A 14,379-nucleotide genomic window follows, 5' to 3' on the forward strand; every position below is an offset into this window, starting at 1 on the left:
TCCTGAAAAATGGTGTTTATGGACTATCTTTATTTTTTGGCAAATGCCAGCGTAACTCTAAGAACAATTGATTATCTTCTTAACATGAAGCATACTGCAAATGCTTCTTTAACTGTAATCCATCAAATTGACGGTTGGATTGTTAAGGTTCGTTTTCCTCAAGCTCTCGAACCTAAATTACACGGCAATTTTCAAGCTTTTATGTCTGAGCTAGGCATTACCTACGAGCCAGAAATGCGTCTTAAAATGGTGTTTTGGAGTTTAGAAACTGGACAATCTCCCGTGGAAGTAATGCGTCGCTACCAGGTTGCAGTAGTTTCTCATGGAAAACCCGATATCAAAGATATCGAAGCATTCCGTCAACAGTTTACCAAGGGGCTAGGCTACTGTCCCGAAACATTAGCTTAATCTTTCGGTTTTGGTATTTCTTCTTTGACTAAACCATGTTTGGAGTTGTTGGCGACAAGATTCTGATTTGATTCCTGCTAAGACTTTTAGTCGATGATTAGAGCAACAACTGTCAGGGAGATTAGTAACGGTGCGAATTGCTCCAGTTTTTGGCTCATCAGCACCATATACTAATAAATTTAACCGCGACTGTATAATTGCCCCCGCACACATGGGACAAGGTTCGAGAGTTACATATAAGGTGCAGTCTTGGAGGTAGTAGTTTTGCTGGACTTTGCTGGCAGTGCGAATTGCTAATATTTCGGCATGGGCAGTAGCATCTTGATACCTTTCTTTGTGGTTGGTAGCTTCTGCGATTAAATTCCCTTGAGAATCGAGAATTATAGCAGCAACGGGAATTTCTCCTGCATTTCCTGCTGTTTTAGCTAAAGCGATCGCGTATTCCATCCATCGAGTATGAGTTAGATAAGAATCATAATTCAAATCGGCGAAAGTTTGTTTAACAATTTGATATTGGGATTTAAGTTTTTGATTCATCGCGAGAAAAGAAATAAAAACAAAAAGAAATATATAAAATTACAGATATTTCGGTTATTGAAAACTATTAAACTAAATGTTAAGCCGAGGAAGATAACATTTATTTATAGGTTCGAGTAATGAAAATAACAGAAATTTCGTCTATTCTAGAAAAACTGTTTGAAACCGAAGATATCAAACATGATGTAGAAGAAGCTTGGCAAATCAAAAATTCAGAGATTCATTTATTGTTGCTTCTTTCTCAAGATCGCACTTGGCTCAGATTATTAACTCCTATTGCAACAGCTAGCGAGGCTCAGTCTTTATTACCCCAGATCTTAGAAGATAATTTTGAGGCTACGGGAGAAGCGCGTTACGCCATCAATCAAAATGTTTTGTGGGGAGTATATCATCATCGCTTAGAAACCTTAGTTGCCGAAGACTTGGAAAGTGCGATCGCATCTTTGTCATCCCTAGCGGAAAAAGGTTTATCTTCATCTTTTAACAAATTAATTGAAAAGCAAATTATTCAAATTGTCAAAGCTGCCAAAGCTCAAGGACAAAGTTTAGAAGCTACCTATCAAACTATCGATCGCTTTTATCAGGAAGGAGTTATGGGCGGACTCGATGGAGATCCCGCTCAAAGAAAACAGTTTCTAGCAGCCTGGAAGATGCAGTTAGACCGTTTATGGTCTGAAGTAGAAGTTTGACTTGATATATTACTTTATTCCTTACTCCTCGACCCCTACCATCCAATTAAATAGCGACTATTTTTCTTAAGTACGGCTTTGATACCTAAAGCGATCGCCATAGAGGTTAGAGTTACTAAAAAAGTAGTTATAATTAGAGTGAAAAAATTACCTTGATAATCAATATTCAGTTTTAGAGAAATGCTATATAAAGCATTGATTAAAAACGGATGAATAAAGTAAATCGCAAAACTAGTTTCTGCCACTTTATTAACTATATTAAAGTTAGTGTCTTCGTATATATCTAAGATTGACATAAATAGAAAACACAATAGGATCTTTTGCAGCAAATTAACATCAGGTATGGTTATTGCCCAAAAATCTTTGTGAAAGTTTCCTGTTTGTTTGAAAACCAAAATTTGAATTAACCCTAAAGCGATCGCGAGAAAAGCAATTATAATTTTCTTGTTATTGTCTTTAAGATAGGCATAGATTTTTTTATTATTAATCGAACTCCAAACACCCAAAAGATATACAGGAAAAAAGTAGATCAAGGAGTGAACTGCATTCAAATTATCAATTGGTCTGTGAATGATTAATGATACAGGTAATAGAAGCCAAAAGGCTGTTAATACCCTATCAGATTTAATAATAAAATTCACCAAGGGAGAGACTGCAAACAATAGTATCGCCATTGGTATATACCAATAAGCATGTATTATTTTACCTGTAGCAAGATACCAAATTACCGCAAGAAAAGGTTGCTGTCTTAAATTATCAGGTAGTGCTGCTCCTCCGCCATCAAAAAAAACAGTGAGTAAAATCGGAATAAAAGAAAAAAGTATATAAGGTAATAAAACATACTGTGCTTTCTTTAACATAAATTTTTTGTAGTTAAATCTATGATAAAAAATGTGATAGTACAGAAAGCCAGAAATAAAGACAAAATATACAGTACCGTTTAGGCTCAAAGCCTGAATAAAATTGCCAACATTGCTAGATATATTCCAATGAGCCAGATCGTAGGAGTGACCTAAAACAATTATTATAATTGCTAGTCCTCGAAAATAATTAATGGAATTAATAAATTTTTTTTTCTTTGGTGGAGATTGAGTAATCATTCAATAAATTAAAGAGAAAAAGGTAAAAATGATGTTTTTATTAAAAATTACTTTAATAAGTTGATGTTTATCAAAACTTTAAATATTTTAATGCCTGAAAACTAGCCTTTTTGACATTTATTTTACATATAATTATTTTCTGGATTTAATATTACAATACAACAATCAATTTACCTAGTCCATATATTTGCCCAGGCTTTGCAATAAAAAAAAGTCATAAATATTTCAAGAAAACTTAATAACAACAATAACAATCTTTGGTAAAAGCTTACTATTCTCTCTCAGTTCAAATGACTCAGATTGAGTAACTAAAATATAATTTAATTAAATTTTGAGCTAAAAATCTAAAAAATAGGAACTTATATCTTATAAATGACTTCAAAATAATTAGTAATCTTTCCGAGATCGATAACGCTATCAATATGTTAAATTTTAATTCAGTCTCACCTAAACTAAACAAAATATGCTTTCATCTCCTCAGTAGTACTATGCTAGCGGGAATAGGATTAATTAGTGGCTTTATTCCCGACATATCTTTAAAGTCGCCATCGATTAGTTTTGCAACCAATGCCTACGCACAGGAATTCACTCCAGAAGAGACAGAAAACTACGCTAAAGCAGGTTATGAAGTGGAGCTACTAAGAAGAGAGGTCTACCAAGAAATTAAAAGCCTGATCGATGAACCACCACCAAATATAGTTTGCGATCGCCAAGAAACTCTGGAAAACTTAAATCCAAATGTCCGTGAAATTGCCAATCGTTATTGCAATCAATCTCAGCAAATTGTCAGGGAAAATAATCTAAGCATCAATCGTTTCAACGAATTGAAAAGCTATTACGATCTCCGAGATGATTTCTACAAACAGGTGCAAAATACTTTGCTTAAATTGCAGAATTAAAGCTTGATCGTGCGATCGCCAACATAACAACCCTGACTTAGCACCAGAAAGTGTTGGTTTGGGGTTGTTCTGTTGGATTAACTAGATGGAGCCGAGCAGAGTCGAACTGCTGTCCAGACCAGCTATTCACTTGCCCATTCATTCACAGGTTTAGCTCCTTTGACCCTTAGAGCGGGGGTCATCGATTATCCCCGATGGCAGGATTCTTTGATAAAGTCTTTTTTTATTGGTCTACCAAAGAAAACCAATAAAAGCATCCGTTGGGGTTTTGTCTATAGCCATTAACGGAGTCAAACTAAAGACGAGCAATCCTAAAAAGTTGTTTTTAGAATTAGGCAGCTACTGCCTGACGCTCAAATTTTACGATGTTGTTTGCATCTATATTTAAGTTTGAGTCTGATTTACGAGATGATACTCACTCTCGACCTGAATCACGAGTTAGCTTTTACTAACCTGTCGAAACCTTTACGGCCCCCCATTATGTTTGACATGGGACATTCATCATTTAAGAATGCCCAACTTACTTGTATTGTAGCTAACTTTTTCTTATTTAGCTGAAAAAATAACTCTCAAACATTACAAAACATTGAGTAGTGCAGTTATCGCTATAAATGAGATAGAGATTCGTTTTACACTATAAAATTCCATGTCTTGAATAGAATTGCCAGTTTAGTATAAAAAATATTATGTTTCCCATCAATCGTCCTCGTCGTTTGCGCTCCTCACCTCAATTACGTCGTATGGTGCAAGAAACGGTAGTTACCGCCAGCGATTTAATCTATCCTTTGTTCGCTGTTCCTGGCTCTTCTGTAGCAAATGAAGTGGTATCCATGCCTGGAGTGTATCAGCTTTCAGTAGACAAAATTGTTGATGAAGCCAAAGAAGTATACGATTTGGGCATACCAGCCGTAATTTTATTTGGTATTCCTGAAGATAAAGATGTAGAGGCTACAGGTGCTTGGCATGATTGCGGCATTGTTCAAAAAGCAGCCACTGCTATCAAGGAAGCCGTCCCCGAATTATTAGTTATTGCCGATACCTGTCTTTGTGAATATACAACTCACGGACATTGTGGTTATCTAGAAACAGGAGACCTAACGGGCCGAGTACTAAACGATCCGACTTTAGAATTGCTCAAAAAAACGGCAGTTTCCCAAGCAAAAGCAGGAGCAGACATAATTGCTCCTTCAGGAATGATGGATGGCTTTGTCAGCGCAATTCGATCAGGTTTAGACGAAGCTGGATTTCAGAATATTCCGATACTCTCTTATGCAGCTAAATATGCTTCTGCTTATTATGGGCCATTCCGCGATGCTGCTGACTCTTCCCCTAGTTTTGGAGATCGCCGTACCTACCAGATGGATCCTGCTAACGGTACAGAAGCAATCAAAGAAATTGAGCTAGACATAGCCGAAGGTGCAGATATGCTGATGGTCAAACCAGCTTTAGCATATATGGATATCATCTGGCGGGTTAAAGAGGCGACTAATCTTCCTGTGGCAGCTTACAATGTCTCTGGAGAATATTCAATGGTTAAAGCTGCTGCTCTCAATGGTTGGATCGATGAGAAAAAAGTAACCCTAGAGACTCTAACTAGTTTTAAACGCTCTGGTGCAGATCTAATTCTCACCTACCACGCTAAAGACGCTGTACGTTGGTTAAATGAGTAATTTAGTTGGTGATGACTGATTTATTTAACCTTCGTACCAGCTAGAACGCCAAGCAGCCTGAGCTTCGGCTACTGCTAATTGGTGTTTTGTATCTTTGTGCTTGCTGTTTAATTTGCTTATTTTACTCATCAAATTCCGAATTTGACCGCGTTGAGCATTAAGCAGAGGATCGCCGAACTCGATTTCAGCCAGTCGCAAACGCAACAAACTGATTTGGGCTAGATTTTTCTGAATCTTAGACTTTTTGCTTTGGTCAGTTTCGATCGCTAAATGAAGAATATTGGGAGCATTAGGCAATCTACTATTGTTTTTTGCTCCTTTGTTTCCCTCTGTTTGTACTGCTATATCAATGATTTTAGAAGGAACGCGATCGGGAATTACTTTAGAATCCTGCAAGCATTTATTTACTTTTTTAGAAGTGTTATCTAAATTCTTTTTAATTTTTCTTTCAATTTGCTTGTACCACAACAGTAAATGTTCTGGATTATTAAACTCTATTTTTTTAATAGGGGGTATTGGTGTGGAGTATTTAGTTACTTCTTCCTCCTCATCATTTTCTAAATCGTCAGAAGTCTCTATTTCAATCAATTCAATATTAGCTATTTCAGCATTAGCTAGTTCTGCTTTGATTAATTCTAGATCTATTGCTGCTGATTCTGCTCGATCGTCTTTTTCTGCTTGAGTCTTACTTTTGATTTTGGTTTTGGGCAGATTTTTAATCAACTCCGCCATTAAGTTTAGTTCGTTGGGTTCTGGCTCTAACTCTTGCTGTTCGATAATACTAAATAATTGTGGTTTAATTTCAATACTAAGTTGTCTCAAAGTTTGCTGCAAATTTTGTTTATCATTTAGAGATAAATTTAAAAAAGATTGGGGATAAAATTGAGTACAAATCTGATAGCTAGCCAAGATTAGCTGCTGTTTGACAGACTGACTCAATAAATCCAGGTAATTGCAATATTGGTCTCGAAGTTCGATCGCTGTCTCTGATACGGTCAATTCTATACCATCTAATTCTTGTTTAATCTGCTGAATCGATTTTGTCATCCTATACTGTATTGAGTTTAAACCTGGAAAACTGTTTCAAGAATCTGCTAAAAACTCTTAACAGTCGTAGCTAGTTAATCTTATTCTATCTTTCGGAAAAAGCAATAATTTAGTCAATACCAGTTAACAAAAAAAGCCGTAGATGTACTTTTACTTCGTACAACTTACGACTTTTAATTGAATTAGGATTGATCGAAGTCTTACTTCTGTCCTGTTTGAGCAGCTACTTCGTCAGCAAAGTTAGATTCTTCTTTTTCGATACCTTCACCCATGACAAAGCGTACAAAACGACGAACCTGGATATTTTCGCCTAATTTAGCAATACTCTGTTTAACCAACTCTTCAACAGTAATACTCTGATCTCTGATGTAGGGTTGAGGTAGCAAAGAAATTTCATTTAAACGCTTGTCAATTCTACCTGAGACAATTTTTTCTTTGATGTTGTCTGGTTTACCATCTAAGTCATCTCGACCCATTTCAATTTCTTTTTCTTTGGCTACAGTGTCTTGAGGAATATCGCCTACTTTAACGAATTCTACATTAGGACAAGCTGCAATCTGCATGGCAATGTTTTTAACTAACTCTTGAAACTCTTCGCGACGAGCTACAAAATCTGTTTCGCAGTTAACTTCTACCAAAACACCGATACGTCCGCCAGTGTGAATATAGCTTTCAACCAATCCTTCAGCAGCTACACGACCTTGTTTTTTATCAGCAGAAATAGTTCCTTTTTGACGCAGCCATTCTATGGCTTTTTCCATATCGCCATCATTTTCTGTCAGTGCCTTTTTGCAATCCATCATCCCCGCGCCAGTTTTTTCGCGGAGTTCTTTAACTACTTTTGCCGATATACCTGCCATGTTATTTCTTCTTGAATTAATTTCAGTGATAACAAAATAATTTTAAATTATGTTTGCAGAGGCTAAAACATTTAAGAGCTATTAGCTACAATCAAAGTCTAGCCCCAACTTATACAGTCTTGAGCTGAATATTCTATTCTTCGCTATCCCCAGCCACTTCTGCTTCTTCTTCGGGAACTTCTGCTTCTTCTTCGGCAGAAGGATATTCTTCTGCGCTAAGGCCTTCTTCTAGCTCATCGTAGTCATCCTGGTTATCTGGTTGACCGTGACGACCTTCATAGATGGCATCAGCTAGTTTGCCAACGATTAGCTTGATCGAGCGAATCGCATCATCATTGGCAGGAATCGCGACATCTGCAACGAGAGGATCGCAATTAGTATCTAAAAGAGAAACAACGGGGATGCCTAGTTTTTGGCATTCGGCGATCGCATTATGTTCCCGTTTTTGGTCGACAATAACTACTATATCTGGCACTTTACGCATGGATTTAATACCGCCCAGATATTTTTGCAATTTTGCCATTTCGCGACGTAATACAGAACCTTCTTTCTTAGGTCTTTTTTCTAGTCCGCCACTTTCTTCTAAATACTCAAGCTCTTTTAGTCTTTCTACTCTAGTACGAATAGTTTCCCAGTTAGTCAACATTCCACCCAACCATCTTTGGTTGACGTAAAATGCTCCACAACGGGATGCTTCTTGAGCGATGATTCCTGCTGCTTGACGTTTTGTGCCGACAAACAAGACTCTCTTTCCTTTTTCCGAAGAAGTCCGCATGTATTCGTAGGCTGATTCCATTAACTGTGCTGTTTGCACTAGGTCAATGATATGAACGCCGTTGCGGGCAGTATAAATGTACTGAGACATTCTGGGATTCCAACGACGGGTTTGGTGTCCGAAGTGAACTCCAGATTCTAAAAGTTCTGCAAGAGAAACTACTGGCATATTGATTTTTACTCCTTTTTTCGGGTTAATCCTCCATTCAGGGACATTTTCTTGGTGGGAAAACACCCGAAATCCTGAATGTGTGAATTTTTGTTTTTATAGCCAATATAGTTTAACACTATTAATCATCTGCTTTTCAAGTTTTTTGTACCTATCAAAAAAACGCAGTAAAATTATGGTGTTAGTTTAACTATTCCCCTCATGTTCAAATCAGGTCTAACCAACCTATCCCAATCTCATTTGAATCTTTTGAGCATTTGTCCGCCAAAATTTCAGCAAGTTTATTTAGATTGTCTTGGCTCAATCCCCGACCCCCTACAACAGGAGAATATGGAGTGGGGAAATCGTTTCCACCTGGTAATGCAACAAAGAGAGCTAAAACTGCCCATCGAACCTTTGTTGGCTAGCGATGTAGAATTAGATGCTGCTGTCAAAGAGTCGATTCAAACTGTTCCAGAACTTATAGAACCCCAACAAGCTGTTTGGAGGGAAGCCGAGCATTGTCGCACTCTGGGTTATGGTAATTTTATGCTGACGGTAATTTACGATCTACTGGTGGCACAAAAAGACCAAGGAATCATTCTTGACTGGAAAACCTATCGTAAACCCCAAAAACGCAGTAAATTAGCTAATAATTGGCAAACTCGCCTTTATTTATATGTGTTGACTGAAACTTCTGAATATACTCCCGAACAAATTCAGATGACCTATTGGTTTGTCAAATCTGGCAAACCGAAAAATGTGGCTTTCAACTATAGTGAAGCATTGCATCGGCAAACAGAACAAGACCTATCTACTCTTTTAGTTGAACTGGAAACCTGGTTGCAAAATTATCAACAAGCTAACATCGATTTTCCCCATCGACCTCATTGCGAGCAAAAATGTCCTTATTTTAAATCCTTAGCGAAAGAAACCTCTGGCTCTAAAGATCCTCAAGAATTGCTCGACGCGATCGCAGAAATAGAAGAAATTTCGATTTAGATTTAATGTAAAATTGCGCTCGATGCGATTGATAATTTTTCGGGGATATTTGATAATTAATACTTGCAAGTATGTAATCAAATTCCACCTATTACCAAAGTAATGACTTTAACCGTATACAATACTCTCACCCGTAGTAAATCAACGTTTCAAACCATTGAAGAGAACAAGGTGCGGATGTATTGCTGTGGTATCACTGTTTATGACTATTGCCATTTAGGTCATGCACGGACTTGTTTAGTCTGGGATGTGGTACGTCGTTACCTTGAGTGGAGTGGCTACGAAGTCAACTATATTCAGAATTTCACGGATATTGACGATAAGATTCTTAACCGCGCCAGTCAAGAAGGAACATCAATGGAAGTGGTTTCAAAAAAATATATTGAAGCTTATTTTGAAGATATGGAAAGATTGGGAGTGGGTAAAGCGAATGCTTATCCCCGCGCTACTCATACTCTAGATGGTATTAAGCGTTTGGTATACGAACTAGAACAAAAAGGTTTTGCTTATCCCGCAGAAGGAGATGTTTATTATTCTGTACAAAAGTTTCCCGAATATGGCAAACTATCGGGCAGAAAACTAGAAGATATGCAGGCTGGCGCAAGCGGTAGAGTGGAAGCAGAAGATCCTGAAGCGAGTAAGAAGCAATATCCCTTTGATTTTGCCCTCTGGAAAGCTGCAAAAGAAGGCGAACCTGCTTGGGAATCTCCCTGGGGAAATGGTCGTCCTGGCTGGCATATAGAGTGTTCGGCAATGGTGCGGGAAAGACTGGGAGAAACTATTGATATTCATGTGGGTGGTGGCGATCTAACTTTCCCTCATCATGAAAATGAGATCGCGCAATCTGAAGCGGTTACGGGTCAACCTTTGGCTAATTATTGGTTACACAATGGCATGATTATTGTGGAAGGTAAGAAGATGTCTAAATCTTTAGGCAACTTCACTACTATCCGCGAATTGCTTGATAAATACGACCCAATGGCAGTGAGATTGTTTATTTTGCAAGCTCAATATCGCAAGCCTGTAGACTTCAATCAACAAGCTTTGGCAGGTGCTACTAACGCTTGGGAGACTTTGAAAGAAGGGTTACTATTTGGTTATCAGTATGGGAAAAAATTAGGCTTTGCAACCTCTCTCGATGCTTCTTTGTATGATAAAGAATTAATTGGCAGATTTAAAGATGCCGTGGATGATGACTTCAACTTTGCGGGTGGTTTAGCGATTTTGTTTGAAATTGCTAAGAATTTAGAAAAAGAAGGGAATATCATCGTCCATGAAGGAGAAAATAAAACCTCTAAAGAAGAATTAGAGCAACAATGGCAAACTTTAATTCATCTTGCCACTATACTAGGTTTCAAAGCTAATTCTGAAGAAAATAACAACCATCCGAATGGTTTAAGTGATGCTGATATCAATGCTTTAGTACAGCAACGTCTTGATGCCAGAAAAAATAAAGACTATGCTCAAGGCGATCGCATTAGGGATGAATTACAGGGACAAGGTATTACTCTAATTGACAAACCAGGTGGCGTGACTATTTGGAATCGAGGCTAGGGCGTGTCATCAACTAAAAATGATTTAGAAGACGAAAATAACTGATATTTTCCTTCTGGGGATAGAATCGACATTGACCTTTTCTAGCTTATATTTAAGTAAACAATCTTCAATATATTTTTGCTTTAAGTCCTATGGTTGCTGTCGATCGCCATTCACTATCTGCGATTTCTTCATCAGTAGAATCCATTTACATTGATGGTCAAAAATATCCCCTATCGAAACAGGTGGTCAAAAATATTGAAACAATTATTGGCTTTCAAGCAAAACAAGAACAAAAACTTCCTTTTCACGATCGCTTTGTGGAAAAGATAGCAGCTTTTTTTGGCAAGTCAGCATTTCTCTATTTACAACTATTTTTGTTCGCGATGTGGGTATTGTGTACTCATATCGCACCGCAACTTCTACCTTGGGGCATTCCTCTTTTTGATGCCAAGGAAATGGGAGTAGATATTACCGCCTTATTAATTGCTACAGGGGTTTTAATCCAGCAAAATCGCCAATATAAATTAGCAGAACAGCGATCGCATTTAACTCTACAAATTAATCTGCTTACAGAACAGAAAATTGCCAAACTAATTGAATTAGTCGAAGAATTACGCGAAGATTTGCCCAATATTCGCGATCGACAAGATCTAGAAGCTCAAATCATGCAGCAAGCCACAGATCCCCAAGTAGTTTTAGATATTTTACAGGATAATCTAGAATCGACAGACAATTAAAATTGCTCAAAATTTAATCGTGAAAAAAGTACAGGTGATCGCATCGGGGAAAGTACAAGGAGTTGGCTTTAGAATGTATACCCAGACTAAAGCAGAAGAACTTGGTATAGTCGGGTTCGTTCAGAATTTGATTGATGGTACGGTACAAATTGTGGCAGCAGGAAAAGATGCAAAAGTGGATGCTTTGATCGATTGGGCTAAATATGGTTCGCCACCAGCGAAAGTTGATGATTTACAAATTGAAGTAATGAAATATCAAGCAGGGGAATTCGATCGCTTTGAAATTCGCCGTTTTCGTCCTAATCAATAAAATCGATGTCAAAAGAAGATTTGTTAACACCATCTTTAATAGCTTCTAGCGATCGCGCAAATTGGTCGGGATTATCTCTGGAACATTATCTTTATCCAGCTTACGAAACTCCCGAACATACCCTAGAAAATCATCATATTTGCATTTATTTAGGAACGCCCTTAACCTAAGAACAGATCGTCAAGGGAAAATTGCGAGACAGTCCGTTGCGGGGGTTCCCCCGTTGTCCTAAAGGATACCGCTTCGCATATAGGAACTGTCAAGGGAGCGATCGCAAAACTGCATCTATGGCGATATGGTGCTTTATCCTGCGGGTTTGACTCAAAAACTGAGTTGGGACAAAAAAGCCGAAATTGTTCAGCTAGATATCAAACCCGAATTCGTTACTCAGTTGGGCTTATCAGACACAACCGAACTCATTCCTCAGTTTGGATTTAGAGATGCTTTGTTGCAACAGTTGGCTTTAGCTTTACTAAATCAATTGCAGCACAACATAAATCAAAATCAGTTGTACATCGATTCTTTATTTAATACTTTGTGTCTGCATTTAATCGGGCATTATGCCAGTAATAAAACCGATATAAATAAAGCTTACAATGGTCTACCTGCTTTTCTAGAGAGACGTTTAAATGAATATATTCAGGCAAACTTAGCTCGAAATCTGAATTTAGCAGATATGGCTGAAGTAGTTGGTTGAAGCACTTCTCACCTAACCAAACTTTTCACACAAAATAGGGGCATATCTTTATATCAGTATGTAATTTACTGCCGAATTGAAAGAGCTAAACAATTATTAAAGCAGCAAAAAATAGCGATCGCTGAAATTGCCACTCAAGTCGGTTTTGCCGATCAAAGTCATCTTACTCATCACTTCAAACGTCACGTTGGCATAACTCCCAAAGCTTTTAGACAACTTTAAGTCAGAATCTGATAAAAAAAGCACAATCTACAATATTTGCCTATATGTCATCTCCTAACCTGTAAGCAAATTAAGAAAGGAGAGACAAATTATGTCTATCGAACAAAATAAACAAATCGCTTTACGTTTTGCTGAAGATGGTTGGGGTACAATGCCCAATTGGGAAAAAGTATGGGATGAATTGTTATCCTCTGACATTGTTTATCACTTTAATAGTAGTCCAGAACCAATTATTGGCTTAGAGGCTAATAAAGAATTTAATGCTAGTTTATTTATTGGATTTCCCAATATCAAACAAACCATAGAAGACATAGTTGCAGAAGGAGATAAAGTTGTCTACCGCAGCACTATGGAAGGAACTCATACTGGAGAGTTTTTAGGTATCCCTCCCACAGGAAAATCGGCTCGAATTAATGATTTTACTCTGTTGCAAATTAGTAATGGCAAAATTGTCCAATGGTGGTACGAATGCAACTTAATGGAATTAATGAATAAGTTTGGTAGTGGTTTGATTACGGGATTTCGTTAGAATCAAAATTCAACGATTTAATTAGAGCGACCGCTATCATGACTACTAATATCCCTAACCTACCAACCGTTAAAAGTACCTCTGGATTGCTGAGAACTTTGCGCATGTTCGGCTCTATTGTGCGTCCATTAGAATTTATGGAACGACGCAAAGCAAAATACGGCGATTTTTATCAGGTAACTTTTTTGATCTTTTTTACTTGGCTACAAAAAGACTGGGGTAAATATAGTCCTTGGGGCAGATTTTTACTGATTAAACAAGAAATTAGAACTTTAATCTATGAGGAAATAGAAGATAGAAGAGAGGCGATCGCTAATAATCAATCTGAGTATCGCGATATCTTGAGTTTGTTGCTGATGGCAAAAGATGAAACAGGGGAGGGAATGAGCGATGAGGAACTCCACGACGAGTTAATTACTTTGTTGTTTGCAGGACACGAAACTACTGCTTCTGCTTTGACTTGGTTATTTTACTGGATACATTATTTACCAGAAGTCAATCGCCAAGTACATCAAGAATTAGATTCTTTGGAAGAAAATCTAGACAATATGGCGATCGCCAATCTACCCTATTTAGATGCCACTATTAAGGAAACTCTGCGTATCTATCCCATTGCCGCGGGGACTTTTGCTCGCGTTTTGACTCAACCAATGTCGATTAGAAATCATCAATTTGACACTGATACTTGGTTTATGATTTCCATCTACAATTTACACCATCAAGAAGATATCTATCTTAATGCCGATCGCTTTATGCCCGAAAGATTTTTAACTAAAAACTATTCTAATTATGAATATATGCCTTTTGGAGGGGGAAATCGTCGCTGTATCGGTTCTGCTTTGGCATTATTGGAAATGAAATTAGTTACCGCAACTATCTTATCTCGTTTCGATCTGGCACTTGTTAGCAAACGTCCCATGCTACCAGTACGTCGCGGTTTGACTCTGGCCGCACCAGCCTCTTTTAAAATGACTATAAAAGCTAAAAAAACTGCAAGTTAGCTACATACAGGAGATCGCAATTGCATGAAAGCCATGAGATATTGCCATTGATAACCCCAGATAGTGACGGTTACTTAATAGCCAGTTAGTTATAGGAGTCGCTTTGAGTCTGCGTAAAGAAGATGCAGTAAAAGCTAGTAAAAATAAGATACAAGCCCACCTTCCGCACGTCAAAATGTATTATTTAGAGTTTCATAAAATCAGTCATCA

Annotated in this window: 18 protein-coding genes and 1 other RNA gene; 13 read left to right on the forward strand and 6 right to left on the reverse strand. The window is 37.7% G+C overall.

Features of this window, described 5'->3' with window-relative positions:
• Window positions 1-18: 18 nt before the first annotated feature.
• Window positions 19-408 carry a hypothetical protein gene (locus tag I4641_RS05195; protein ID WP_229639410.1) on the forward strand — a complete coding sequence of 130 codons (390 nt, stop codon included), beginning with the start codon at window positions 19-21 and terminating at the stop codon, window positions 406-408.
• Here the strand turns inward: I4641_RS05195 and tadA are convergent.
• Entirely contained in the window at window positions 400-945 is a 546-nt protein-coding gene (gene tadA, locus I4641_RS05200) for a tRNA adenosine(34) deaminase TadA (protein WP_229639411.1), read from the reverse strand. The genes I4641_RS05195 and tadA overlap by 9 nt on opposite strands.
• Window positions 946-1,064: 119 nt before the next feature.
• Here tadA and I4641_RS05205 point away from each other — a divergent pair, with 119 nt between their 5' ends.
• Entirely contained in the window at window positions 1,065-1,634 is a 570-nt protein-coding gene (locus I4641_RS05205) for a CesT family type III secretion system chaperone (RefSeq protein WP_229639412.1), read from the forward strand.
• 35 nt (window positions 1,635-1,669) lie between these two features.
• Here I4641_RS05205 and I4641_RS05210 read toward each other — a convergent pair whose 3' ends face one another.
• Window positions 1,670-2,734 (reverse strand): acyltransferase family protein, encoded by a 1,065-nt coding sequence (locus I4641_RS05210; RefSeq protein WP_229639413.1) that lies wholly within the window; start codon window positions 2,732-2,734, stop codon window positions 1,670-1,672.
• A 488-nt stretch (window positions 2,735-3,222) separates the two neighbouring features.
• Between I4641_RS05210 and I4641_RS05215 the strand changes: the two genes are divergently transcribed.
• Window positions 3,223-3,633, forward strand: coding sequence for a DUF4168 domain-containing protein (locus I4641_RS05215; RefSeq protein ID WP_229639414.1), 411 nt, complete (start codon window positions 3,223-3,225; stop codon window positions 3,631-3,633).
• An 83-nt stretch (window positions 3,634-3,716) separates the two neighbouring features.
• Here I4641_RS05215 and ssrA read toward each other — a convergent pair.
• Window positions 3,717-4,108: a transfer-messenger RNA gene (gene ssrA / locus I4641_RS05220) on the reverse strand.
• Window positions 4,109-4,319: 211 nt separating this feature from the next.
• Between ssrA and hemB the strand changes: the two genes are divergently transcribed.
• A complete protein-coding gene (hemB, locus tag I4641_RS05225; RefSeq protein WP_229639415.1) occupies window positions 4,320-5,303 on the forward strand; it encodes a porphobilinogen synthase in 984 nt (327 codons plus the stop codon).
• Between the two features lie 24 nt (window positions 5,304-5,327).
• Here hemB and I4641_RS05230 read toward each other — a convergent pair whose 3' ends face one another.
• From I4641_RS05230 to rpsB, 3 genes are all read right to left on the reverse strand, one after another.
• Window positions 5,328-6,350 carry a hypothetical protein gene (locus tag I4641_RS05230; protein WP_229639416.1) on the reverse strand — a complete coding sequence of 341 codons (1,023 nt, stop codon included), beginning with the start codon at window positions 6,348-6,350 and terminating at the stop codon, window positions 5,328-5,330.
• Between the two features lie 200 nt (window positions 6,351-6,550).
• Window positions 6,551-7,210 (reverse strand): translation elongation factor Ts, encoded by a 660-nt coding sequence (tsf, locus tag I4641_RS05235; RefSeq protein WP_229639417.1) that lies wholly within the window; start codon window positions 7,208-7,210, stop codon window positions 6,551-6,553.
• Between the two features lie 133 nt (window positions 7,211-7,343).
• Window positions 7,344-8,153: a 30S ribosomal protein S2 gene (gene rpsB / locus I4641_RS05240; protein ID WP_229639418.1), complete on the reverse strand. Its 810-nt coding sequence runs from the start codon at window positions 8,151-8,153 to the stop codon at window positions 7,344-7,346.
• 201 nt (window positions 8,154-8,354) lie between these two features.
• Here rpsB and I4641_RS05245 point away from each other — a divergent pair, with 201 nt between their 5' ends.
• The 9 genes from I4641_RS05245 to I4641_RS05285 all read left to right on the forward strand — a co-directional run bounded on the left by I4641_RS05245 (window position 8,355) and on the right by I4641_RS05285 (window position 14,169).
• A complete protein-coding gene (locus tag I4641_RS05245) occupies window positions 8,355-9,134 on the forward strand; it encodes a PD-(D/E)XK nuclease family protein (RefSeq protein WP_229639419.1) in 780 nt (259 codons plus the stop codon).
• A 102-nt stretch (window positions 9,135-9,236) separates the two neighbouring features.
• Window positions 9,237-10,688, forward strand: coding sequence for a cysteine--tRNA ligase (gene cysS / locus I4641_RS05250; RefSeq protein WP_229639420.1), 1,452 nt, complete (start codon window positions 9,237-9,239; stop codon window positions 10,686-10,688).
• A gap of 134 nt (window positions 10,689-10,822) precedes the next feature.
• Window positions 10,823-11,410, forward strand: coding sequence for a DUF1003 domain-containing protein (locus tag I4641_RS05255; RefSeq protein WP_229639421.1), 588 nt, complete (start codon window positions 10,823-10,825; stop codon window positions 11,408-11,410).
• A gap of 19 nt (window positions 11,411-11,429) precedes the next feature.
• Window positions 11,430-11,720 carry an acylphosphatase gene (locus I4641_RS05260; protein ID WP_229639422.1) on the forward strand — a complete coding sequence of 97 codons (291 nt, stop codon included), beginning with the start codon at window positions 11,430-11,432 and terminating at the stop codon, window positions 11,718-11,720.
• Window positions 11,721-11,725: 5 nt separating this feature from the next.
• A complete protein-coding gene (locus I4641_RS05265; protein WP_229639423.1) occupies window positions 11,726-11,890 on the forward strand; it encodes a hypothetical protein in 165 nt (54 codons plus the stop codon).
• A 125-nt stretch (window positions 11,891-12,015) separates the two neighbouring features.
• Window positions 12,016-12,417, forward strand: a complete 402-nt coding sequence (locus I4641_RS05270; protein ID WP_229639424.1) for a hypothetical protein — start codon at window positions 12,016-12,018, stop codon at window positions 12,415-12,417.
• Window positions 12,418-12,459: 42 nt separating this feature from the next.
• Window positions 12,460-12,639 (forward strand): helix-turn-helix transcriptional regulator, encoded by a 180-nt coding sequence (locus tag I4641_RS24105; RefSeq protein WP_369426727.1) that lies wholly within the window; start codon window positions 12,460-12,462, stop codon window positions 12,637-12,639.
• A gap of 91 nt (window positions 12,640-12,730) precedes the next feature.
• Window positions 12,731-13,168, forward strand: a complete 438-nt coding sequence (locus I4641_RS05280) for an ester cyclase (RefSeq protein WP_229639426.1) — start codon at window positions 12,731-12,733, stop codon at window positions 13,166-13,168.
• 38 nt (window positions 13,169-13,206) lie between these two features.
• The gene (locus I4641_RS05285; protein WP_229639427.1) at window positions 13,207-14,169 is read left to right on the forward strand and encodes a cytochrome P450; all 963 of its coding nucleotides are present in this window, start codon (window positions 13,207-13,209) and stop codon (window positions 14,167-14,169) included.
• Window positions 14,170-14,379: the final 210 nt, after the last annotated feature.

Source organism: Waterburya agarophytonicola KI4 (assembly GCF_020640915.1).
GTDB lineage: Bacteria > Cyanobacteriota > Cyanobacteriia > Cyanobacteriales > Xenococcaceae > Waterburya > Waterburya agarophytonicola.